The following is a 22,926-nucleotide window of genomic DNA, read 5'->3' as shown; positions in this document are numbered from 1 at the left end:
CGCCCTTCTATGGCGTGGCCGCCCTGTTGCTCGGGGTCGGTTTTGCCTGGTACGCGTGGAAAGTGCTTGGCATGGCCGACGATGACCGCGTCATGAAACCGGCCAAGGCCCTGTTCGCCTATTCGCTGCTTTATCTCTTCGCCATCTTCGCTGCCTATCTGGCCGACAGCGTTGTCGAACGCGCGCTTGCCATGGGTGGAGCATGACCATGATCGAGGAAAAGCTCGAGACCGTCACGTTGACCGAGCGTCAGAAGAAGGCGCAGCGCAGCCGTTCCATCGCCATCGGCGTGGCGCTGGCGCTGCTGGTGGTCATTTTCTACATCGCGACGATCGTGAAGTTCGGCCACAATCTGGGCACGATGTGATGAGCGTCGAGAAGTCCAGGAAAGCGGCGGGCAAGAACAGCAACGTCATCGTCGCGGCTGTCTGCCTCGCCTTCTTCACCGGCATGATCGGCATGGCCTATGCCGCGGTGCCGCTCTACAAGATGTTTTGCCAGGCGACCGGCTATGGCGGCACGACGCAACGTGCCGAGAAGCAGTATGCCGGCCGCGTGCTCGACCGCGAGATCACCGTCCGCTTCGATGCCAACATCGCCGGCGTGCCGTGGGAGTTCCAGCCGGTCCAGCGCTCGACGACGATGAAGATCGGCGAGACCGTGCAGGCGCACTATCAGGCGACCAACAAGTTCGATCGTCCTGTGACCGGCCGCGCCACCTTCAACGTGCAGCCTGAGCTGGCGGGACCCTATTTCAACAAGGTCGAGTGCTTCTGCTTCACCGACACGACGCTGAAGCCCGGCGAGACGCTGGACATGCCGGTCCTGTTCTACGTGGACCCCGACATCGTCAATGTGCCGGAGCTCAAGGACGTGAAGACGATCACGCTGTCCTACACGATGTTCCCGGTCGAGAAGACCAAGCCGGTCGCCTCCTCGGCGCCGACCGATGGCAACAGCAAGACAATTTCGAATACCGAAGCAAATCTCGGGGGTTGATATGGCAGACGCGCACGCAAAACCACAGCATGACTATCATCTCGTCGACCCGAGCCCATGGCCTTTCCTAGGCTCGGTAGGGGCGCTCGTCATGGCCTTTGGCGGTGTCGCCCTGATGGAATATCTGAAGGGCGGGTCGTTCCCGATCTTCGGCTTCAACATCGCCAATCCGTGGCTGTTCTTCATCGGCCTCGTGATCGTCCTCTACACCATGTTCGCCTGGTGGTCGGACACGATCAAGGAAGCGCATGAGGGTCATCATACGCGGGTCGTGTCGCTGCACCTGCGCTATGGCATGATCATGTTCATCGCCTCGGAGGTGATGTTCTTCGTTGCCTGGTTCTGGGCCTATTTCGATGCCAGCCTTTTTGCCGGTGAGGCACAGAACTACGCGCGCGCCACATTTACTGGTGGCGTCTGGCCGCCGAAGGGCATGGAGGTTCTCGATCCCTTCCATTTGCCGCTCTACAACACCGTCATCCTGCTGCTGTCGGGCACCACGGTGACCTGGGCGCACCATTCGCTTCTTCACGGCGACCGCAAGGGGCTGATCAACGGCCTGGTGCTGACCGTTGGCCTCGGCATGCTGTTCACCATGGTGCAGGCCTACGAGTACATGCACGCTCCGTTCGCTTTCAAGGATTCCATCTATGGCGCCACCTTCTTCATGGCGACCGGCTTCCACGGGTTCCACGTCATCATCGGCACCATCTTCCTGTTGGTCTGCCTGATCCGGGCGATGAAGGGTGATTTCACCCCCAAGCAGCATTTCGGCTTCGAGGCGGCCGCCTGGTACTGGCACTTCGTCGACGTGGTCTGGCTGTTCCTGTTCGCCTCGATCTACGTCTGGGGATCGGTCGGCGCGGTGATCGAGGGTCACTGATCCAGGCCTGAGGGATTTTCATTTCTGGAGGCGGCCGCGGCAACGTGGCCGCCTTCTTCTTTTTGGCGCAATGATCGCTGATCGATTGCCAATGCGACTGACAATCTTCCGGGCTATTTGCGCATTGATGATCGGGGCACTCCCGGCCTTTGCCGGCGAGAAGGTGGACCTGGTGCGTGTTCACAAGGCCGAACGCCGGCTGGAACTGATCGGCGACGGCAAGGTCCTGCGAAACTACGGCATCGCGCTCGGCGGCGATCCCGTCGGGCACAAGCACCAGGAGGGCGATCAGCGCACGCCCGAGGGGAACTATGTCCTCGACTGGCGCAACCCGAACAGCATCGCGCACAAATCGATCCATATTTCGTACCCCAATGCCGACGATGAGACCGCCGCCAAGGCGCGCAATGTCGGCGCGGGCGGCATGATCATGATCCACGGCCAGCCGAATGGTTATGGCTGGTGGGGCTGGCTGCTTCAATTGGTCGACTGGACCGACGGCTGCATTGCGGTTACGGACTCCGACATGGACGAAATCTGGGCGCTGGTGGCCGATGGCACACCGATCGAAATCGAGCGGTAAGCAATGAGCGACGACGCTCCCATGAGTGAAGACAGAGCGATCTGGCCGCCGATCGATCCGATCTCGGCCGGCCTGCATGGCCGCTGCCCGCGCTGCGGCGAGGGGCGGTTGTTCTCCGGCTTCCTCACTGTCGGCAAGCGCTGCGTCAATTGCGGCCTTGATTATTCCTACGCCGATGCCGGCGACGGGCCGGCGGTGTTCGTCATCCTGATCATAGGCTTCCTTATCGTCGGCCTGGCGCTCTGGGTTGAAGTCACGCTTAGCCCGCCGCTCTGGCTGCATCTGCTGGTCTGGATTCCGCTGGCTGTCGTGCTGTGCCTGGCGGCGCTGCGGCTGATCAAAGGCGTGCTGCTGACGCTGCAATACCGCAACAAGGCGGCCGAAGGCCGGTTGGATCGCGGCGAATGAGCGAGGCAACCGTTAAAGCCGATGGCCGATCGCGGCCTAGGACGGCACTGCTGCTCGGCCTTGGCCTTGTGCTGATACTGATCCTGCTGGTGCTCGGCACCTGGCAGGTCCAGCGCCTTTATTGGAAGGAAGGCCTTCTGCAGACCATCGACCAGCGCACTCATTCGGCTCCCTTGCCGTTGGTTGCGGTCGAGAAAGAATTCGCAGCCACCGGGGACGTCGATTATACGCCCGTCACCGTCACCGGGACGTTCCTGCATCAAGGCGAACGGCATTTTTACGCGACCTGGGAGGGTGATGCCGGCTTCAATGTCTACACGCCGCTGGCGCTCGACGACGGCCGCTTCGTCCTGATCAATCGCGGCTTCGTGCCTTACGATCTGAAGGACGCCGCCAAGCGCGCCAAGGGACAGGTGACCGGCAGAGTGACGGTCACGGGGCTCGCTCGCAACCCCCTGCCAGCAAAGCCGTCGATGATGCTGCCCGACAACGATGTGGCGAAGAACATCTTCTACTGGAAGGACCGCGACGTCATGGCGGCGAGCGCGGGCCTGCCGGCTGGGTTCACGCTGGTGCCGATCTTCATCGACGCAGACAAGACGCCAAATCCAGGCGGATTGCCGGTTGGCGGCGTCACCATCATCGACCTGCCGAACAGCCATCTGCAATATGCCGTCACCTGGTACGGGCTTGCCGCAGCGCTCGCCGCCGTGCTCATCCTGCGGCTTCGTCGCCCCGCGAAAAAGGAATGAACGCGAGCGACGCCCCCTTTCTACCGATGCCCTTGACAGGGCAGGGGTGCGCACCTCATTTCGGCTTTGATCAACCGGCCCGGATTTAATGCTTCAGACAACCACCAAACCACCTCTGACGATCCGGCTCTGCCAGCCGCGCGGTTTTTGCGCCGGTGTCGACCGTGCCATCCAGATCGTCGTGCTGGCGCTGAAGAAATATGGCGCGCCGGTCTACGTCCGCCATGAAATCGTGCACAACCGCTACGTCGTCGAGGGGCTGCAAAGCCTTGGCGCCGTCTTCATCGAGGAACTCTCCGAGATCCCGGCCGAACATCGGCAGTCGCCCGTCGTGTTCTCGGCGCATGGCGTGCCGAAATCGGTGCCGGCGGATGCGAAGGCGCGCAATCTCTTCTATCTCGATGCCACCTGCCCGCTGGTGTCGAAGGTCCACAAGCAGGCGATGCGCCATCAGCGGCTCGGCCGTCATGTGCTGTTGATTGGTCACGCCGGACATCCCGAGGTGATCGGCACCATGGGCCAGCTCCCGGACGGAGCGGTGACCCTGATCGAAACCGAAGCCGATGCCGCAAAGCTCTCGCCCACCGATCCGCAGGCGCTAGGCTTCGTTACCCAGACCACATTGTCGGTCGAGGACACCGCCGGCATCATCCGCGCCTTGCAGGATCGCTTTCCGGCGCTGCAGGCGCCAGCGGCGGAATCGATCTGCTATGCCACCACCAACCGCCAGGAAGCCGTCAAGGACACCGCGCCGGGCGCCGATCTCTACCTGATCGTCGGCGCGCCGAATTCATCCAATTCGCGACGACTTGTCGAAGTGGCGGAGCGTGCAGGCGCCACCATGTCGCTTCTCGTGCAGCGCGCCGCCGAGATTCCGTGGAATGACATCGGCAACATTTCGACGCTCGGCCTGTCGGCCGGCGCGTCGGCGCCCGAAATCATCGTCGACGAGATCATCGACGCGTTCCGGCAGCGCTTCGATGTCACGATCGATCTGGCCATCACGGCCACGGAAACGGAGGATTTTCCGGTCATGCGGGTACTGCGCGATGTCGAACTGACGCGGGCCGACATGGCCTTCGTCAATGGAGCCGCGTAAGGCACATGGCGGTCTACACTGACGTCGCGGAAGGCGAACTCGGCGCATTCCTGAAGCGCTATCCGGTCGGCGATCTCCTGTCCTACAAGGGCATCGCCGAAGGCACCGAGAACTCGAACTTCCTGCTGCACACCTCGAGCGGCTCCTACATCCTGACGCTCTATGAGAAACGCGTCGAGAAGGCGGATCTGCCGTTTTTCCTCGGGCTGATGGGCCATCTCGCCTACAAGGGCGTGTCCTGCCCGCTGCCGGTGACCGCCCATGACGGCAGCGTCATCGGCACGCTCGCCGGCCGGCCGGCGGTCATCATCACCTTCCTGGAAGGGCTTTCGTTGCGGCGGCCCACAGCCACGCATTGTGCCGAGGTCGGCAAGGCGTTGGCGCAATTGCATCTGGCCGGCGCCGATTTTTCGATGACGCGTCCGAATGCCCTGGCCATCGACGGCTGGCGCAAGCTCTGGGACGCAGCGCGCGACCGCGCCGACGAGGTCGAGCCGGGCCTGGCGGCCGAGGTTGATGCCGACTTTGCCGATTTTGAGCGCAACTGGCCCAAAGACCTGCCGCAAGGCATCATTCATGCCGATCTTTTCCCGGACAACGTTTTCTTCCTCGGCGAAAAGCTCTCCGGCCTGATCGACTTCTATTTCGCCTGCGACGACCTCTATGCCTACGATGTCGCCACCTGCCTCAACGCCTGGTGCTTCGAGAAGGATTTTTCCTTCAACCTGACCAAGGGCAAGGCGCTGCTCGCCGGCTACCAGAGCGTCCGGCCCCTGAGCGACCAGGAAAAGGCTGCGCTGCCGATGCTGGCGCGCGGTTCGGCGTTGCGCTTCATGCTGACCCGGCTATACGACTGGCTGACCGTCCCCGATGGCGGGCTGGTGATGAAACGCGATCCGACCGAATACATCAGAAGGATGCGGTTCCACCGGGCGATCAAATCTCCTTCGGAATATGGATTGGCCTGATATCATGAGCAAACAGGTTGAGATCTTCACCGACGGCGCTTGTTCGGGCAATCCCGGCCCTGGCGGCTGGGGCGCGATCCTGCGCTTCAACGGCACCACCAAGGAGCTTTCCGGCGGTGAGGCCGAGACGACCAACAACCGCATGGAACTGTTGGCCGCTATTTCGGCGCTGAACGCGCTGAAGGAACCGTGCACGGTCGAGCTTCACACTGACAGCAAATACGTCATGGACGGCATTTCCAAGTGGATCCACGGCTGGAAGAAGAACGGCTGGAAGACCGCCGACAAGAAGCCTGTCAAGAACGGTGAACTCTGGCAGGCGCTCGACGAGGCCAACAAGCGCCACAAGGTCACCTGGAACTGGGTCAAGGGCCATGACGGCCATGTCGAGAACGAGCGCGCCGACGAACTCGCGCGCGAAGGCATGGCGCCGTTCAAGAAAGGCCCGTTCAAGCCTGCAGCAGCGCCAAAGCCTGCTGCGCCGGCAATCGCGAAGGTGCGGCGCTCGACCCAGAGCTATTGAATTTCAGGAGCGGCGCGGCTCGGGTACGAAGAAGCGGATCAGCCAGCGGGCGGCGGCAACTACTACGATATCGGCGCGCATTCCGTTGTCTACGGCTGGCAGCCGATCGACAGGCCGACACAGCCGTAAGCGCTTATCGTATCAGCAGCGCCGTGCCCCAAAGCCCAAGTGCGAACACCGTGTGCGACACCAGGTTCAGCGCCCGGATCCGCATCGGGTTGGGCCGCTTCGAGGCGGCCCAGCCGGCGCCCATGCCGGGTGCCAGCAGGAACCAGCCGGCGCCGACGGTGACAATGCCGAGGATGAAGGCCGGCAGAAATGTCGGCGCGGCAAGCCAGCCCGCTCCGGCCAGCACCACCAGGATGATGCCGTAGATGATGCCGACAAAATAGTGAAAGGCCCAACCCAGCGCCTTTTCATGCGCGTATGGTGCTGTATCGCCGATATCGTCGTGAAAGACCTTGTCACGGAGATGCCAGACCCAGCGGCCGACCGGCCCCCAGTTCGGCCGTGGCTGGCCGAACGCCTTGTGCAGGAAGATGGCCCAGAGATCCATCAGCACGGTGGCGCCGACGCCGATCGCGATAGCGCGCCAGAAGATGTCAAACATCGCTAGGATCCCCCCAAAGCAACCCATGAACCACAAGCGCCATCGCCGTTGCGGCCGAAGGCGCACTGAAGTTCAGAGCTGTCCCAGAATATGGGCCGCGCCGGACTCGTCGACACCGGGCTTGGTCTCGACATTGAGCGCGGTGACCTTGCCGTCGTCGACGATCATCGAAAATCGCTTCGAACGCAGCCCCATGCCGCTGGCGGAAAGGTCATTGTCGAGGCCCACTGCCTTGGCGAAATCGCCACTGCCGTCGGCCAGGAACAGGATCTTGCCCTCGCCGCCGGTGAAGCGCGCCCAGGCGCCCATGACATGGACGTCATTGACCGAAACGACGGCGATGGTGTCGACGCCGCGCGCCAGGATGGCGTCATGGTTCTCGAGATAGCCGGGCAAGTGGTTGTTGCTGCAGGTCGGCGTGAAGGCGCCGGGAACTCCAAACAGAACGACCTTTTTGCCCGGGAAGATCTCGGCCCCGGTGATCGGCTTGGCGCCGTCGTCGGTCATCGTCTTGAAGGTCACGTCAGGCAGCTTGTCGCCAACGGAAATGGTCATGGATTCCTCGCTTGGGAAAATGGGGAAGGACGTGTCTTTGCGTAGCGAACCCAACGGCTTCCTGCAACCGTTGCGATGGGCTGGATCAAGGGAAAGGCAGAACCCCTTCGACAGCGCCCGCCGCACTCGTCAGCGTATAGTGAAGCCCGCCATCGGTCGGCGTCGTCGAGGGGCGGTCGAGGATCGGCACGGTGAAAATCAGCTTGCCGTCCTTTTCGCTGCGGGCCGGGGTGCCGAACATGTAATCCCGCTCGCCGGCAACGAAGAAATCCGCCGCCGCCGGATCGCCGGGAAAGCTCGCCTCGACAATCAGCGTCTCATGGTCGCCCGGCAGCACATTGATGCCGAAATCGGACCTCGCGGGCGCAGGCAGTGCCGTAAAACTCGCCTTCACCAGCGCCGCGTCCTCGGCATTGTCCGGATCGGAGGCGGGGTCGACGGTCAGCCGCGTCTGCACCGGAATGCAGATCGTTTCGCAGATGCCGAGAAAGATGTCGGCATCGATCACCGCCGGCTGGTTCGGCGTCGCCAGCGTGAATGTCACCGGCAGAGAGACCGGATAGTTGTAGCCCGCCCATTTGCCGTAGCCGTCGTCATGGCGCTGCGGCGCCGGAAACGACAGAGCGGCGTCGGCGATGTTGGTGCTGGCCGAAATGTCGAGTTGCGGCGGCACGCCCGCGTCTCCCGGATCGCGCCAATATGTCTTCCAGCCGGGCTTGAGCGCTATGTCGAGAACGCCCCGTATGCGGCCGGCATCGTCGGCTTTGCCTGATGTAACCAGCCGGACCTTGCCGCCTTCGCTGTTGTACCACGCCGACGAAGAGGCGGCGGCGGGAAGAGCGGTGGCCGATCCGATGGCGGCGCCGAGCAGCAGGATTTTCAAGCTTCGCATGGCGGTGATTTGATCGTCCGTTCGTGGCCGCGCAATGATTTCATGGCCTTGCCGGTATCATATTTGCGTGACTTCGAGGGAGAAGAATGTTCGAGCCGCCGCCACAGGCTTTGGTCGAATCCAGCACGGCGCATCTTTTCGACGCTTTGGAAACGCGTTACGCTCCCTTCATGGACTTGTTGCGCCACAAGAAGACGGTCGCCAGTCGCGGCTTTCTTGACGATCAGTTCCTGATTGCCATGCCCGGCATGAAGGACGACCGTTTCACGCGCTCGGTCATCTATGTCTGCGCCCATTCCGATGAAGGCGCCATGGGCCTGATCATCAACCAGACGCAGCAGATGCTGTTTCCGGACTTGCTCGTGCAACTGGGCATCATGAACGAGCAGGAGGCAATCCGCTTGCCGGCTCAGGCCCGCGATTTCGTCGTGCGCAATGGCGGCCCCGTGGATCGCAGCCGGGGCTTCGTCCTGCATTCGGGCGACTATCGGGTGGAATCGTCGCTGACCGTTTCCGACGACATCTGCCTGACGGCGACCGTCGACATATTGCGCGCCATATCGTCCGGCCGCGGACCCCGTCATGCGCTGATGGCGCTCGGCTATTCCGGCTGGGGCGCCGGCCAGCTGGAGACCGAGATCGCAGAAAATGGCTGGCTGACCTGTCCGGCCAGTGCCGAGCTTCTGTTCGACACCGATATCGAGCGCAAATACGACCGGATCCTCGCCTCGATCGGTATCGACCTTGCGCATCTCAGCCTCGCTGCCGGACACGCCTGATCCGTTTACGCTTGCGTCAGCGGATACTGCTCTTTCAGCGTCTTCAGCACCTGGTCGCCCGGCATCGGCGCGCCGAACATGAAGCTCTGGACATATTCGCAGCCCATCTGGCGCAGTTCCAGCGCGTCGCTCTCGTCCGAAATGCCCTCGGCGACGACGGACAGGCCGAGTTCATGCGCCATGTTGACCATCGATTTCAGCAGCACCGCGCGCTTGGGCGTGTTGTCGTCGACGAAGCTCTTATCGATCTTGATGGTGTCGAAGGGGAAACGCGTCAGATAGGCCAATGAGGAATAGCCGGTGCCGAAATCGTCCAGCGACAGGCCGATGCCGAGCTGCTTCAGCTTGGTCAGCACATGGGCGGTCTGCTCGGGATTGTCCATGACGAGCGATTCGGTGAGTTCGAGCCGGAAGCAGCGTGGCTTCAGGTTGGCCCGCGCGATGACCGAGCGGACGTCGCTGACCAGGTCGCGGCGGATCAACTGCCGGCTGGACAGATTGACCGAGACCGACAGCGGCGCGTCGCCGATCTGCTTTTGCCAGCTGGCGAGGTCTTCCGCCGCCTGCTGCATGGCAAACAGGCCGAGCTGCACGATCAGTCCGCAGCTTTCGGCGACCGGGATGAAATCCGCCGGCGGGATCATGCCGCGGCGCGGGTGGTCCCAGCGCAGCAGCGCCTCGAAGCCGGCGACACTGCCGTCCTCGAGCCGCACGATCGGCTGGTAGGCAAGCGTGAATTCGCGTCGCTCGATGGCGCGGCGCAGGTCGGATTCGAACTGCAGCCTGTCAGTGCCGACAGTGCGGAAAGCCGGACGGAACGGCTCGATCCTGTCGCCGCCGAAGCGCTTGGCCTGATGCATGGCAAGCTCGGCATCCTTGACCATGTCCTCGGCCGACATCTGTGGCGAATTCCAGGTGATCAATCCGATCGAGGCGGTCAGCACGATCTCGCGCTTGGCAAAGGTGATCGGATTGTTGATGGCATGCTTGATGGCATCCGCCACGGCGGCGATGCGGGCCGGGTCCTGTTCGGACAACAGCATCAGCGCGAACTGGTCGCCGGCAAAGCGCGACAGCGAGTCCTTCGGCTTGAGCAGCCGGTGCAGGCGACGCGCGATGGTCAAGAGGATGGTGTCGCCGGCCGAGATGCCGAGCCCGTCATTGACCTGCTTGAAACGGTCGATGTCGATGACGAAGACGGTCGGGCGCACCTTCTCTTCGGTGCGCGCGATCGAGATGATCGCTTCCAGCCGGTTCATCAAAAGTTCGCGGTTCGGCAGGCCGGTCAGGTTGTCGTGCACGGCATCGTGCAGCAGCCTTTCCTCGGACTTTTTCTGCTCCGTCACGTCGACCATGGTGCCGACGCAGCGGATGACCTCTCCATCGGATCCGATGACCGGGCGCGCGCGCAGCGAGAACCAGTGATAGTGGCCGTCAGCGCCGCGCAGTCGGAAGTTCTGCGACACGCGGCCGCGCCGGTGCTCGAGCACGACGTCGAGCGTCGTGCGGAACGTGTCGCGGTCGTCGGCATGCAGCACCGGCAGCCAGTTACGCGCCGCACCGCCGAGGCTGTTCGGCGCCAGCCCGAGTTGGATGCTGACATCGGGCTTGGTGACGACGCGGTCGCGCAGCACGTCCCAGTCCCACACCGTGTCGCCCGATCCGGCGACGGCAAGCGCCTGCCGCTCCAGATCGGAGAACAGGCCCTGATGCAGCGCGCCGCCGGCAAAGGCATGCTGCATGACAGTGAAGCCGATCAGCAGGATGATCAGGATCAGCCCGCCGCCCAGGGCCGGCTGAGCGATGTCGTTGTCGAGCATGCCGGTGATCGCCATCCACGATCCGCATAGCCACAACAGCACCATGACCCAACTGGGCACCAGCATGATCGCACGATCATAACCACGAATCCCGAGGAAGATGATCAGGCCAAGCCCCGTCAGTGCGGTGGCGGCGAAGGACAGCCTGGCGATGCCGGCGGCGACCGCAGGATCGACGATCGCGACGCCGGCGATCAGCACCAGCCCGAGGATCCAGACCAGTGCGCCATAACTGAAATGGCCGTGCCATCGGTTGAGGTTGAGATAGGCGAACAGGAACACCACGAAGGTTCCCGCCAGCGCCACCTCCGTTCCCGCCCGCCACATCTGCTCATTGCCGGGCGAGATCTCGATGACCTTGTTGAGGAAGCCGAAATCGACGCAGATATAGGCCAGTACCGCCCAGGCAAGCGCGGCGGTCGCGGGGAACATCGAGGTCCCCTTGACCACGAAAAGGATGGTCAGGAACAGCGCCAGCAGGCCCGCAATGCCGATGACGATGCCGCGAAACAGCGTGTAGGAATTGACCGAGTCCTTGTAGGATTCGGGATCCCAGAGGTAGACCTGCGGCAGCTTCGGCGAGGCCAGTTCGGCGATGAAGGTGATCACCGTGCCGGGGTTCAGCGTCACCCGGAAAACGTCGGCGTCGGGACTGGTCTGGCGGTCGAGCGCGAAGCCTTCGCTGGGCGTGATGGCAGCGATGCGGGTCGAGCCCAGATCCGGCCAGAAGATGCCGGAATTCACCAGGCGGAAATGCGGTGCGACGATCAGCCGGTCGAGCTGCTGGTCGGTGGTGTTGGCGAGCGCGAAGACAGCCCAGTCGCCGGTCGAACGGGCATCATTGGCCTCGACCTCGATGCGCCGAACGATGCCGTCCGGACCCGGCGCGGTCGACACCTGGAAATTCTCGCCCTGGTTGCGGTAGATCTCGACGGCGCCGGAAAGGTCGAGCGCGACGTCGTCGCGGGCGATCTTGATCGGCTCGACGGCGAAGGCCGACGATGCCGCCCACAGCGTCAGGAGTGTCGCGAGGACAATGGCGAACAGCGGCCCGTTGCGCAGGAATTTCGTCAAAATCAGTCCTTCGTTCCAACGCCCGGCGGATCGTCCGCGATCCGGGCGTAGAGGTAGTGGTCCTGCCAGATGCCGTTGATCCTGAGATAGGATCGCAGCAGTCCTTCGCGCCGAAATCCGGCTTTTTCAAGCACGCGGATCGACCTGATATTGTCGGGAATACAGGCCGCTTCGATCCGGTGCAACCTCAGCGTATCGAAGGCGAAGCGGGTCACCACCTTGACCGCGTCGGTCATCAGGCCGCGGCCGCCGAAGCGCTCGCCGATCCAGTAGCCGACATGGCCGCTCTGCGAGACACCATGGCGTATGTTGCCGAGCGTGATGCCGCCGGCAAGCTTGCCGCTGCTCCTCTCGAAAATGAAGAAGGCGATAGCGGTTCCCTGAGCATAATCCTCGCGGTAGCGGCTGATGCGCAGCCGCCATGCGTTGCGGTCGAGTTCATCGGGAGTCCAGCGTGGCTCCCATGGTTCGAGGAAGGCGCGGCTTTCCCCGCGCACCGCCGCCCACTCGCGATAGTCGTTGGTGAACGGCACGCGCAGCGTGACACGGTCGCCCTTCAGTGCCGGCAGGTCACGGCGAAAGAAAGGGAGCGCGAACATGGCGCTTTGAGGGGCTTAGACGGCGAGCTTGCGGGCCGCGGTCTGCGTGCCCGCGAGCGATTCGAGGATCGCCTCGTAGGGCGCCAGTGTGCCCACAGGCCCGACAGCGGTAAGCGTCGGCTTGGTCGAGAACAAACGCGACGATAGATCGGTCAGCCGCTCGATCGTCAGCGCCGACAGCCGTTCCATCAGTTCCTCCTTGGCGATCGGCCGGCCGAACAGAAGCAGTTGCCGTGCGATCTGCGAAGCGCGGCTGGCCGGGCTTTCGGCTGACATGATCAGTCCGGCGCGATATTGGGCGCGCGCCCGGTCGAGTTCTTCCTGCAGGATCTTCTCGCCGGCCTTCTGCAGTTCGTCGATGATGACAGGCACCAGTTCGGCGATGTCGCTCTGGCCGGTCGCTGCATGGACGCCGAAGACGCCGGTGTCGGAAAAGCCCCAATGGAAGGCATAGACCGAGTAACACAGGCCGCGCTTCTCGCGGACCTCCTGGAACAGGCGCGACGACATGCCGCCGCCGAGGATCATCGACAGCACCTGCGAGGCGTAGAAGTCGCGCACATGATAGGCCCGGCCTTCGAACCCCAGCACGATCTGCGCGTCCATCAGGTCGCGGTCCTCGCGAAAATCGCCGCCGACATATTGCGCATATTGCGGGATGGTGCTGTCGGCCTTGCTGCGGAAGCCGCCGAGCTGCTTTTCGACCTCGCGCACGAAATTGTCATGCTTGATGTCGCCGGCGGCGACAATCACCATGCGCTCGGCGCCATATTGCCGCTCTATGAAGTCGTGAAGTTGTTTCGAGGTGAAGGATTTGACCGTTTCGGGCGTGCCGAGAATGGAGCGCCCAATCGTCTGATGGCGATAGGCGGTTTCCGTGAAACGGTCGAAGACGATGTCGTCGGGCGTGTCGTGCGCGGCGCCGATCTCCTGCAGGATCACATGCTGTTCGCGTTCGAGTTCCTGCGGGTCGAATTCGGACTCCTGCAGGATGTCGGCAAGAATGTCGACGGCCAGCGGCACGTCGTCGGAGAGCACCCTGGCATAGTAGGAGGTGGTCTCGACGCTGGTGGCGGCGTTGATTTCGCCGCCGACGTCCTCGATCTCCGAGGCGATTTCGAAGGCGCTCCGCCTTTTCGTGCCCTTGAACGCCATGTGCTCGAGCAGATGGGCCATGCCATGCTCGTCGTCACGTTCATTGCGGGCACCCGACTTGACCCAGGCACCAAGGGCAACCGATTCGATGCTTTGAAGGGTTTCGGTGGCGACTGTCAGGCCGTTCGACAGACGGCTTACCTCAACACCCATATGGCTACTACTCCCTAACGCGCCGCCCGCGCGCGGCGGCCGACGTAATCTTCCACCATTTTCAGGTCGGATGGAAGTACCGTGTATTTTTCCTCCGATGTCATCAACCCACCTAGCCACGCGGGCAGTGCGGGCGACACGCCGCTGGCGGCTTCGACGGCGGCCGGGAATTTTGCCGGGTGCGCTGTACCCAGCACCACCATCGGCACGGCGCCTGACGCCTTGCCTGCGGCGACATGCACGGCTGCCGCAGTGTGCGGATCGAGCAGATAGTTGCTGGTCGCGAGCGTCGAGCGGATGGTGGCGGCGACCTCGTCCATATCAGCGCGGCCGGCGTCGAATTCGGACCGCATCCCGGCGATTTGGTGGGGTTCGATGGTGAAAGCACCGGACTGCTTCAGGCCGTCCATGTAGCGCCGCACGGTCGCGGCGTCACGGCCGGAGGCCTCGAACAGCAAGCGTTCGAAATTCGACGACACCTGGATATCCATCGACGGCGACGTGGTCGCAAAGACGCCCTTGGTGCGGTATTCGCCGGTCGAAAAAGTGCGCGCCAGGATGTCGTTGTCATTGGTGGCAATGACCAGCCGATCGATCGGCAAGCCCATCTTCTTGGCGGCATAGCCGGCAAAGATATCGCCGAAATTGCCGGTCGGCACGGTGAAGGAAACCGGCCTGTCCGGCGCGCCGAGCGACAGCGCCGAGGAGAAATAATAGACGATCTGGGCCATGATGCGGGCCCAATTGATCGAATTGACGCCCGAAAGCGCCACCCGGTCGCGAAAGCCGTGATCGTTGAACATGTCCTTGAGCAGGCCCTGGCAATCGTCGAAATTGCCTTCGATCGCCAGCGCATGGACATTTGCAGCCGTCGACGTCGTCATTTGCCGCTGCTGCACCGGCGAGACGCGGCCATGCGGGAAAAGGATGAAGATGTCGGTCCGGCTGCGACCGGCAAAGGCATCGATGGCCGCCCCGCCGGTATCGCCCGAGGTGGCGCCGACGATGGTGGCGTGCTGGTCGCGTTCGGCAAGCACATGGTCCATCAGCCGGGCCAGAAGCTGCATCGCCACGTCCTTGAAGGCGAGCGTCGGCCCGTGGAAGAGTTCCAGGACGAAGGTGTTGGGGCCGGTCTGCACCAGCGGGCAGACAGCCTCGTGGCGGAAGGTGGCATAGGCTTCGCGGACCAGCCGCTCGAAGACGGGCGCCGGGATTTCGCCGCCAAGGAACGGCGACAGCACGCGGATGGCAAGGTCGGGATAGGCAAGGCCGCGCATGGCGCGGATCTCAGCGGCGGAAAACTGTGGCCACTCGCGCGGCACGTAGAGCCCGCCGTCGCGCGCCAGCCCAGCCAGCACGGCGTCGGAAAATCCAAGAACGGGGGCTTCCCCGCGGGTACTCACATAGTGCATGTCACAATTCCGTTACTGCCTGGCTTTTTCCGTCCACCGCAAGGTGGTTAATTCTGCGCTGGCTCAGTCGCATTTTTGCCGCGCGGTTGATATACGTCACCAGCTTTGCGAGAGGGAAGTGCAGTTTCATGGCGTTTCGTACATTCAGTGGTCGCTTTTTGGCGGGTCTTGCGCTCACCGGCTTTATGCTTGCCGCCGCCGGCTGCCAATCGGGCGACAATGGCATCCTGAACCTCGGCATCGGCAAGAAGGAGGACCCGACGGCGCCACCGCCGCCGCAGGATCCCAAGATCCTGGCCAGCCAGTTGCAGGCCTATTGTCCCAGGGTGACCGTGCGCGACGGCACGGCCTTCTTCAACACCTATTCCAGGGAAGCTCAGAAGCCCAAGGCCAGGATCAAGAAGACCGGCGATGCCGCGCAGGATGCCGCGGCCCAGGCCGAGGCTGACGCCGCAGCTGCAACGCCGCCCGACGATTCGGCCAATATCATCTACCAGGCGTCGGTCAGCGACGTGACACGCGACTGCAGCCGTGCCAACGGCCAGTTGACGATGAAGATTGCGGTCGCCGGCAAGATTGTCCCCGGACCGAAGTTTTCTCCAGGCACGATCACCATGCCGATCCGAACGGCGGTGATGCACGGCACCGAGGTCCTCTATTCGCAGCTCCACCAGTATCAGGTCCAGGTCACCGATCCTTCGGTTGCCACGCAGTTCGTCTTCACCGATTCCAATGTCGTCGTGCCCGAGCCGACGGCCCAGGATTATCAGGCCTTTGCCGGCTATGACGAAACCGCGCATCAGGCAACGGCCGACAAGTCGAAGAAGACCCGCCGCAAGAGGGCTGCCGCGACGAACTAGGTCTCGGCAGTTGCATGAGGCGTGCGTCGCGGCGCACGCTTCTCAGGCGTCCGACCACTCCGACAGCGCGGCGATCACGCTTTTCAGCTCTGCCCAGCGGCGGATCACCGTTTCGGCGCCGGCCTCGGTGAGCGCGTCGGCATGGCCGGGATAACTGTGTCCCGCGCCGGTGAAGCCGATCACCCGCATGCCCGCCGCCCTTGCGCCGTGGACGCCGTGCACGGAATCCTCGATAACGAAAGTGTTCGCCGGGTTGGCGCTGAGTTTCTCCGCCGCAAACAGGAACACGTCCGGCGCCGGTTTCGTTTTCCCGGTCGGTGTTTCCATCGCCGAAAAAATCCGGTCGGCGAAAAACGGCAGAAGATGCACCTTCTCCAGCATGAATTCGATCCTCTCGGAGCGTGAATTCGAGCAGACACAGCGCGGCACGGTTACCGCGGCAACGGCCTCGCGCGCGCCATCGATGGCGCGGACGTCACTGCGCAGTTTGCGGTCGACCAATTGTTCCTCCCTGTCGATAAGAGAGGCCTGGAAGGGAATGCGGGACTTTTCCTCGACCCGCAGCATGATGTCCTTGAAGGTCAGGCCGGCATAGCTCTCCGAAATCTCCTCAGCCGATATCTCGTATCCTGCCAAGGTCAAAAGCTCGGCGTCGACGCGGGCGGCGATGATCTCGGAATCGACGAGCACGCCGTCGCAATCGAAGATGACAAGGTCTGGCTGGGGCATGGTGATCCGGACAATGGGAGGGCGAAGTGGCCTCGGAAGGCTCAGGCGGCGCGGCATACACCAACAGGGCCGCCTTCGCAAATTCGCCACACCCGTCCCTTGGCCTTCACGGAATATTTACGCTGATCGGTAACCATAACCAGGAGTAAACAGTAACGCGTGCCTTGGGTGTCAGAATGTCTGCCGTGCGTCTTCTCGACGAGCTTTCCCACGCTCCCCAGCAATCCGAATGGCTGGACACGATCCTCAAGGGCGACTGCGTCGCCGCGCTAGACCGGCTGCCCGAAAAATCGATCGACGTCATCTTCGCCGATCCGCCCTACAATCTGCAGCTCGACGGCGACCTGCACCGCCCTGATCAGTCGAAGGTCGACGCCGTTGACGACGATTGGGACCAGTTCGAGAGTTTCGAGGCCTATGACGCTTTCACGCGTGCCTGGCTGCTGGCGGCGCGCCGGGTGCTGAAGCCCAACGGCACCATCTGGGTCATCGGCTCCTATCACAACATCTTCCGTGTCGGCGCCAAGATGCAGGATCTCGGCTTCTGGATCCTCAACGACGTCGTCTGGCGCAAGACCAACCCGATGCCGAATTTCCGCGGCCGCCGTTTCCAGAACGCGCATGAGACGATGATCTGGGCCACGCGCGACCAGAAGGGCAAGGGCTATACCTTCAACTACGAAGCGATGAAGGCGTCCAACGACGACATCCAGATGCGCTCCGACTGGCTGTTTCCGATCTGCACCGGCGGCGAGCGGCTGAAAAACGACAATGGCGACAAGCTGCATCCGACCCAAAAGCCGGAAGCGCTGCTTGCCCGCATCATGATGGCCTCGACCAAACCGGGCGACATCGTGCTCGATCCCTTCTTCGGCTCCGGCACCACAGGCGCGGTGGCCAAGCGTCTCGGCCGCCATTTCGTTGGCATCGAGCGCGAGCAGGCCTACATCGACGCCGCCAACGAGCGCATCGACGCAGTGCGGCCGCTGGAAGAGGCCGACTTGACCGTTCTCACGGGCAAGCGCGCCGAGCCGCGCGTTGCATTCGTCAGCCTGATCGACACCGGCCTGATGATGCCGGGTGCGACGCTCTACGATGCCAAGAAGCGCTGGGCGGCCAAGGTGCGGGCCGACGGCACGGTGGCGATCGGCGACAGCGCCGGTTCGATCCACAAGGTCGGCGCCGAAGTGCAGGGGCTGGATGCCTGCAACGGCTGGACCTTCTGGCATTATGAGCGCAGCGGTGGCCTGACCCCGATCGACGAGCTTCGCCGCATCGCGCGGCTAGGCATGGAGCGGGCAGGGGCCTGAGGCCCTGCCAATTGCTTCGAATGCCGTTGATTCAAAGGCTCAACGGATCGCGCGAAGCGATTCAGATCAGGCCTTGATTCCGAGACGTTCAAGGTCTGCTTGAAGCGTCCTTGCGTCGGTGAACAGCACCGATTGCCAGCCTGCCGCCTTGGCGCCGTCGACATTCTTCTGGCTGTCATCGATGAACAGCGTCGCGGCCGGTTCGAGGCCGAATGCGGCGACGTGGTGATCGTAGATGGCTCGGTCGGGCTTGATCTGGCGAATATCGGCCGACACCGTCACGCCGCGCGGACGATTGAGGAAATCGAAGCGCTCGCGGGCCTCGGCCAGCGTGTCGCTGGCGAAATTGGTCAGCATGGTCACGTCGTGGCCGCTCTCGATCAGACCGACCATGATGGCGACGCTGTCCTCATAGGCATGCGGCACCATCTCGTGCCAGTGGCGGCGGAAACCGCGGATGTTTTCCGCGTGATCGGGATGGTCCGCGATCAGCAGCGCCTCGGCCTCTTCCCAGGTCCGGCCGCGATCCTGCTCGATGTTCCAATCATGCGTGCAGACATTGTCGAAAAACCACTTTCTCTCTTCGGCATCCGGAATGAGGCGGCTGAACGGAATGTTGGGATCGTAGTGGATCAGCACGCGGCCGATGTCGAAAACGATGTGGCGTATTTCAGTCATGGGGCCTCTTTGCACTGTGTGGCGACGGCTTTTTCGTCGCGCCGGGTATCGCAGCCTCGATTGCCTTTTTCATGACAGTCGGCAGCGCCTCGCCGGAAATCTCGTGAGCGAGCGACCAGAAATGCCCGTCTGGCGCATCACCTTTGATGTGAGCGTGAAAGACTTCGAGTTCGAGAGCGAAGTGCGTGAAGACATGCGCAATGCGGCCCGCATGCCGCCAGTCGGCGGGAAACGGCGCGGCCGCTTGCGTGGTTGCCCCATCGATCCGCGCGGTCCAGCCTGTCGTCGGCACCTCGGTCATGCCGCCGAGCAAGCCCTTCTCGGCCCGTTTGCGCAGAAGGATGGCGCCGTCGGCCCGTACGGCGACAAAGGCCGCGCCGTGCCGCTGCGGCTTGTCGGCCTTGGGCAGGCGCACCGGGAAGTACTCGGGATCGCCTGAAACGACCGCGCTGCAGTCTTCGCGTAGCGGGCACAGCATGCAGCGTGGCCGGCGTGGCGTACAGATGGTGGCGCCGAGATCCATCATCGCCTGGGCGAAGTCGCCAGGCCTTATCCCGGGCACCATGCGCTCGACATGGGCGCGGATCTCGGGCTTGGCTTCGCTGAGCGGGGTTGTGATCGAAAACAGCCGGGAGATGACACGTTCGACATTGCCGTCGACAACCGCGGCGGGGCGATCGAAGGCAATCGCCGTGATGGCCGCCGACGTATAGGCGCCGATGCCGGGCAGCTCTCTCAAACCCGTCTCCGTGTCGGGAAACCGGCCGCCACGCTCGGCCACAAGATCGGCACAAGCCTTGAGATTGCGGGCGCGGGAGTAGTAACCGAGCCCCGCCCACGCCTTCATCACGTCCTCGGTCGGCGCCGCGGCCAGCGCCTCGACATCGGGCCATTTCTCGACGAATACCCGGAAATAGGCCTTCACTGCTTCGACGGTGGTCTGCTGCAGCATGACCTCGGAGAGCCAGATGCGGTAGGGATCAGGCCGCACGCCGCGTGCATGCTCACGGGGCGTGATGCGCCACGGCAATTCACGGTGATGCACATCATACCAGCCGAGCAGGCGGGATGCGATATCGTCGCTGACACCGGATGCAGCTGTGCTGCTATCTCCAGATGCAGCTATGCTGCTATCTGCGGATGTGGCTTTGCCACTATCCCAGGATGCGGTCTTGCGGGTCTGGTCTGCTGGTGCCATTGATCTTGTATTGGCCTGGCCGGTATCTGCTGGGTCGTCGCTGGAGGACGTACATGGCAGGGAGAACGCCCTACGGCAATCCCGTCCCGGTCAGCGATCTCGCGACCAGGATCCTCGATCCGGTGCTGCGCAAGCGGGCCGGCATTTCGATCGGCCTCGTCCAGTCATGGGACGAGATCGCCGGCCCACGGCTGGCCAGCCACTCGCGCCCCGAAAAAATCCAGTGGCCGCGCCGTATGCATGAGGACGATCCGTTCGAGCCGGCCGTGCTGGTCATTGCCTGCGAAGGCATGGCGGCACTTCATCTGCAGCACGAGACGGGCGAGATCATCAACCGGGTCAACGCCTTCCTCGGCTTCACCGCCATCAACCGCATCAGGATCCTGCAGAAGCCGGTGACAGCCGACAAAGGAAAGCGCAGACCGGCCCTGAGACCGCTGACCGCGGCTGAGAAGACGAAATTGTCGGGGACTGTCGGCCTGGTCGATAATGAAGGACTGCGCGCCTCGCTGGAGAAACTTGGCGCGACCATTATTGGGGAGAGAAAATCATAGGCGTCTTGAAGAAAGTCATGGATTCGTCGTCTATATCTCGCATTCGTGATCGCCCTTGTCAGGTTTCGCGATTGGATTGGGGATCGAGATGCCTTAATTCGCGCCAACTCTCGCCTTTTCGTATCTTTGCATTGCAAAATCCAACCCTTGTCAGGTGATTCGTATGAACCGTCCCCCGTTTGGCCAAAGCTTGTCTCGCAGAAACGTCCTGTCTTCGCTGGCCGCCATTCCGGCGGTGGCCCTGCTCGCGGCCTGCAGCGACTCTGGCGAGGAGGCGAAGGCTGCGAATGTGAAGCCCGCTGAGCCGGCCGCTCCCGCAAAGCCGGCCACGCCGGCCGCCGCCACCGCGCCGGAAGCCCAGGGCACCGTGGACATGACGGAACTGATGAAGCCGGGCGCGCTGCCCGACAAGCAGCTTGGCAAGGACGACGCCAAGGTCACCATCGTCGAATACGCCTCGATGACCTGCCCGCATTGCGCGCATTTCGCCGAGACCACCTTTCCGGACCTGAAGACCAAGTACATCGACACCGGCAAGGTTCGCTACATCCTGCGCGAATTCCCGTTCGACCCGAGCGCCGAAGCCGGTTTTATGCTGGCGCGCTGCGCCAAGGATAACTATTACCCCATGGTCGACGTCCTGTTCCGGCAGCAGGCGAACTGGGTTGGCGTCCAGAATACCAAGGATGCGCTGCTGCAAATCTCGAAGCTCGCCGGTTTTACACAGGAGTCCTTCGAGGCCTGCTTGACGGACCAGAAACTTCTGGACGATGTGAGATCGGTCCAGAAGCGCGGCGCCAATGAATTCAAGGTCGACTCGACACCGACCTTCTTCATCAACGGTAAGACCTACAAGGGGGCGATGTCGATTGAGGAAATGTCGGCCATCATCGACCCTCTGCTCTGACGTCCAGTCAGCCCTGAGGCGGCGGCGCTTCGGCGTGCGCGGTTTCTTGTCGTGCCGCGAATTCCTTTCGAAAAACCACGGAAGTCCGCTTAGTGGGCGGCGCGAATGAAGTTTTCCCGCCTTCGCCTCCTCGGTTTCAAGTCCTTCGTCGAGCCCGGCGAGTTCGTCATCGAACGCGGCCTGACCGGCATTGTCGGACCGAATGGCTGCGGCAAGTCGAACCTTGTCGAGGCGCTGCGCTGGGTGATGGGCGAAAGCTCCTACAAGAACATGCGCGCGTCCGGCATGGACGACGTCATCTTTTCCGGCTCGGGCACTCGGCCCGCCCGCAACACCGCCGAAGTCACGCTTTTCCTCGACAACAGCGACCGCTCGGCGCCCGCTGCCTTCAACGATGCCGACGAACTGCAGGTGTCGCGCCGCATCGAGCGCGAGGCCGGCTCGCTTTACCGTATCAACGGCAAGGAGGCCCGCGCCAAGGACGTGCAGCTTCTGTTCGCCGACCAGTCGACCGGTGCGCGTTCCCCGTCGATGGTCGGCCAGGGCCGCATCGGCGAACTGATCCAGGCCAAGCCCCAGGCACGCCGCGCCCTGCTCGAAGAGGCGGCAGGCATTTCCGGCCTGCACACCCGCCGCCACGAGGCAGAACTGCGGCTGAAGGCGGCCGAGCAGAACCTCGAACGACTGGACGACGTCGTCGGCGAGCTGGAAAGCCAGATCGAAAGCCTGAAGCGCCAGGCGCGCCAGGCCTCCCGCTTCAAGAACCTGTCGGCCGATATCCGCAAGGCCGAAGCAACGCTGTTGCATCTGCGCTGGACGCTGGCCAAAACCCAGGAAGGCGAGGCGCGATCGGCGCTGGCGGTTGCCACGGCACTGGTCGGCGACCGCGCCGCGGCCCAGATGGCCGCCGCCAGGGAGCAAGGCATAGGCGCCCATCGGCTGCCGGACCTGCGCGACGCGGAAGCCGCCGCCGCCGCTGCCTTCCAGCGCCTCTCGATCGCCAAGTCGCAGATCGAAGAGGAAGCCGGCCGCATCCGCGCCCGTCAGAGCGAACTCGAGCGCCGGCTGCAGCAGCTCGACGGCGATATCGCGCGTGAGGAGCGCATGGTCCGCGACAACGCGGACATTCTCGAGCGCCTGCGCGCCGAAGAGGCGGCACTCAATTCGGAAAATGCTGGTGCCGCCGAGCGCGAGGCCACCACCCGCGCGGCTTTCGAACAAGCGGCATCTACGCTTTCACAAAGCGAAGCCAAACTCGCCGCGCTGACTGCCGAGCGGGCCGAGGCTGCCGCCTCGCGCAACCAGATCGAACGGACGCTGCGCGATACCGCCGAGCGCCGCGACCGCTTCGCGCGTCAGCTTGCCGATGTCGACCGGGAATTGTCGGAGATACTCTCCAAGGTCGCTGGCCTGCCCGATCCGGCCG

The 22,926-nt window shown here is 63.1% G+C and carries 26 protein-coding genes and 1 pseudogene; 16 read left to right on the top strand and 11 right to left on the bottom strand.

Annotation, left to right across the window (positions count from 1 at the left end; genetic code table 11):
• From EN949_RS17505 to rnhA, 10 genes and pseudogenes are all read left to right on the top strand, one after another.
• Positions 1-206, top strand: a pseudogene (locus tag EN949_RS17505) (protoheme IX farnesyltransferase); the annotation flags it as partial.
• Between the two features lie 2 nt (positions 207-208).
• Complete coding sequence (locus EN949_RS17500; protein ID WP_013532777.1) at positions 209-367, top strand: hypothetical protein; 159 nt, start codon at positions 209-211, stop codon at positions 365-367.
• Positions 367-999, top strand: a complete 633-nt coding sequence (locus EN949_RS17495; protein ID WP_127365998.1) for a cytochrome c oxidase assembly protein — start codon at positions 367-369, stop codon at positions 997-999. The genes EN949_RS17500 and EN949_RS17495 overlap by 1 nt, the downstream gene beginning before the upstream one ends.
• A 1-nt stretch (position 1,000) precedes the next feature.
• Entirely contained in the window at positions 1,001-1,882 is an 882-nt protein-coding gene (locus EN949_RS17490) for a cytochrome c oxidase subunit 3 (protein ID WP_024503615.1), read from the top strand.
• Positions 1,883-1,973: 91 nt separating this feature from the next.
• Entirely contained in the window at positions 1,974-2,465 is a 492-nt protein-coding gene (locus EN949_RS17485) for a L,D-transpeptidase family protein (RefSeq protein WP_127365997.1), read from the top strand.
• A 21-nt stretch (positions 2,466-2,486) separates the two neighbouring features.
• On the top strand, positions 2,487-2,873 hold the full coding sequence (locus tag EN949_RS17480; RefSeq protein ID WP_024503617.1) for a DUF983 domain-containing protein: 387 nt from the start codon (positions 2,487-2,489) through the stop codon (positions 2,871-2,873).
• Positions 2,870-3,625 carry an SURF1 family protein gene (locus tag EN949_RS17475; RefSeq protein WP_027164145.1) on the top strand — a complete coding sequence of 252 codons (756 nt, stop codon included), beginning with the start codon at positions 2,870-2,872 and terminating at the stop codon, positions 3,623-3,625. Before EN949_RS17480 ends, EN949_RS17475 begins: the two co-directional genes overlap by 4 nt.
• A gap of 88 nt (positions 3,626-3,713) precedes the next feature.
• Positions 3,714-4,724 carry a 4-hydroxy-3-methylbut-2-enyl diphosphate reductase gene (gene ispH / locus EN949_RS17470; protein ID WP_063167683.1) on the top strand — a complete coding sequence of 337 codons (1,011 nt, stop codon included), beginning with the start codon at positions 3,714-3,716 and terminating at the stop codon, positions 4,722-4,724.
• 5 nt (positions 4,725-4,729) lie between these two features.
• Positions 4,730-5,692 (top strand): homoserine kinase, encoded by a 963-nt coding sequence (locus EN949_RS17465; RefSeq protein ID WP_027164144.1) that lies wholly within the window; start codon positions 4,730-4,732, stop codon positions 5,690-5,692.
• 4 nt (positions 5,693-5,696) lie between these two features.
• Entirely contained in the window at positions 5,697-6,215 is a 519-nt protein-coding gene (gene rnhA / locus EN949_RS17460; RefSeq protein ID WP_027164143.1) for a ribonuclease HI, read from the top strand.
• Positions 6,216-6,348: 133 nt separating this feature from the next.
• On the opposite strand, the gene EN949_RS17450 is transcribed toward rnhA, so the two are convergent.
• The 3 genes from EN949_RS17450 to EN949_RS17440 form a co-directional block, all read right to left on the bottom strand.
• Positions 6,349-6,825, bottom strand: coding sequence for a DUF2938 domain-containing protein (locus EN949_RS17450; RefSeq protein ID WP_013532768.1), 477 nt, complete (start codon positions 6,823-6,825; stop codon positions 6,349-6,351).
• Positions 6,826-6,897: 72 nt separating this feature from the next.
• Positions 6,898-7,380, bottom strand: a complete 483-nt coding sequence (locus tag EN949_RS17445) for a peroxiredoxin (protein WP_027164142.1) — start codon at positions 7,378-7,380, stop codon at positions 6,898-6,900.
• An 85-nt stretch (positions 7,381-7,465) separates the two neighbouring features.
• On the bottom strand, positions 7,466-8,272 hold the full coding sequence (locus EN949_RS17440; protein ID WP_063171663.1) for a protein-disulfide reductase DsbD domain-containing protein: 807 nt from the start codon (positions 8,270-8,272) through the stop codon (positions 7,466-7,468).
• A 170-nt stretch (positions 8,273-8,442) separates the two neighbouring features.
• On the opposite strand from EN949_RS17440, the gene EN949_RS17435 reads away from it, so the two are divergent.
• On the top strand, positions 8,443-9,051 hold the full coding sequence (locus EN949_RS17435; RefSeq protein ID WP_013532765.1) for a YqgE/AlgH family protein: 609 nt from the start codon (positions 8,443-8,445) through the stop codon (positions 9,049-9,051).
• A gap of 5 nt (positions 9,052-9,056) precedes the next feature.
• Here the strand turns inward: EN949_RS17435 and EN949_RS17430 are convergent, their stop codons facing one another.
• From EN949_RS17430 to EN949_RS37120, 5 genes are read right to left on the bottom strand one after another with little or no spacing between them, the layout of a single operon-like run.
• Entirely contained in the window at positions 9,057-11,945 is a 2,889-nt protein-coding gene (locus tag EN949_RS17430) for an EAL domain-containing protein (RefSeq protein WP_013532764.1), read from the bottom strand.
• A 2-nt stretch (positions 11,946-11,947) separates the two neighbouring features.
• Positions 11,948-12,544: a GNAT family protein gene (locus EN949_RS17425; protein WP_013532763.1), complete on the bottom strand. Its 597-nt coding sequence runs from the start codon at positions 12,542-12,544 to the stop codon at positions 11,948-11,950.
• 15 nt (positions 12,545-12,559) lie between these two features.
• Entirely contained in the window at positions 12,560-13,852 is a 1,293-nt protein-coding gene (locus tag EN949_RS17420) for a pitrilysin family protein (RefSeq protein WP_013532762.1), read from the bottom strand.
• Between the two features lie 14 nt (positions 13,853-13,866).
• A complete protein-coding gene (gene thrC, locus EN949_RS17415; RefSeq protein ID WP_027164140.1) occupies positions 13,867-15,264 on the bottom strand; it encodes a threonine synthase in 1,398 nt (465 codons plus the stop codon).
• Between the two features lies 1 nt (position 15,265).
• A complete protein-coding gene (locus EN949_RS37120; protein WP_255337193.1) occupies positions 15,266-15,394 on the bottom strand; it encodes a hypothetical protein in 129 nt (42 codons plus the stop codon).
• Between EN949_RS37120 and EN949_RS17410 the strand changes: the two genes are divergently transcribed.
• Positions 15,393-16,124 carry a hypothetical protein gene (locus EN949_RS17410; protein ID WP_127366018.1) on the top strand — a complete coding sequence of 244 codons (732 nt, stop codon included), beginning with the start codon at positions 15,393-15,395 and terminating at the stop codon, positions 16,122-16,124. The two genes, EN949_RS37120 and EN949_RS17410, sit on opposite strands and share 2 nt — an antisense overlap.
• Positions 16,125-16,166: 42 nt before the next feature.
• Here the strand turns inward: EN949_RS17410 and EN949_RS17405 are convergent, their stop codons facing one another.
• Positions 16,167-16,853 carry an HAD family phosphatase gene (locus EN949_RS17405; RefSeq protein WP_063171666.1) on the bottom strand — a complete coding sequence of 229 codons (687 nt, stop codon included), beginning with the start codon at positions 16,851-16,853 and terminating at the stop codon, positions 16,167-16,169.
• 176 nt (positions 16,854-17,029) lie between these two features.
• Between EN949_RS17405 and EN949_RS17400 the strand changes: the two genes are divergently transcribed.
• Entirely contained in the window at positions 17,030-18,163 is a 1,134-nt protein-coding gene (locus EN949_RS17400; protein WP_127366019.1) for a site-specific DNA-methyltransferase, read from the top strand.
• 66 nt (positions 18,164-18,229) lie between these two features.
• On the opposite strand, the gene EN949_RS17395 is transcribed toward EN949_RS17400, so the two are convergent.
• A complete protein-coding gene (locus EN949_RS17395; protein WP_013532757.1) occupies positions 18,230-18,841 on the bottom strand; it encodes an HAD family phosphatase in 612 nt (203 codons plus the stop codon).
• Complete coding sequence (gene mutY, locus EN949_RS17390; RefSeq protein ID WP_127366020.1) at positions 18,834-20,039, bottom strand: A/G-specific adenine glycosylase; 1,206 nt, start codon at positions 20,037-20,039, stop codon at positions 18,834-18,836. Before mutY ends, EN949_RS17395 begins: the two co-directional genes overlap by 8 nt.
• Positions 20,040-20,092: 53 nt before the next feature.
• Here mutY and EN949_RS17385 point away from each other — a divergent pair, with 53 nt between their 5' ends.
• The 3 genes from EN949_RS17385 to EN949_RS17375 all read left to right on the top strand — a co-directional run.
• Positions 20,093-20,593, top strand: a complete 501-nt coding sequence (locus EN949_RS17385; RefSeq protein ID WP_013532755.1) for a DUF721 domain-containing protein — start codon at positions 20,093-20,095, stop codon at positions 20,591-20,593.
• A gap of 163 nt (positions 20,594-20,756) precedes the next feature.
• Positions 20,757-21,500: a DsbA family protein gene (locus EN949_RS17380; protein WP_013532754.1), complete on the top strand. Its 744-nt coding sequence runs from the start codon at positions 20,757-20,759 to the stop codon at positions 21,498-21,500.
• A gap of 105 nt (positions 21,501-21,605) precedes the next feature.
• On the top strand, positions 21,606-22,926 hold a 1,321-nt coding region (locus tag EN949_RS17375; protein ID WP_164782509.1), incomplete at its 3' end, for a chromosome segregation SMC family protein.

Source organism: Mesorhizobium sp. M7A.F.Ca.US.007.01.2.1, assembly GCF_003998165.1.
GTDB classification, from domain to species: domain Bacteria; phylum Pseudomonadota; class Alphaproteobacteria; order Rhizobiales; family Rhizobiaceae; genus Mesorhizobium; species Mesorhizobium ciceri.
This window is presented reverse-complemented; position numbering and strand designations above follow the sequence as displayed.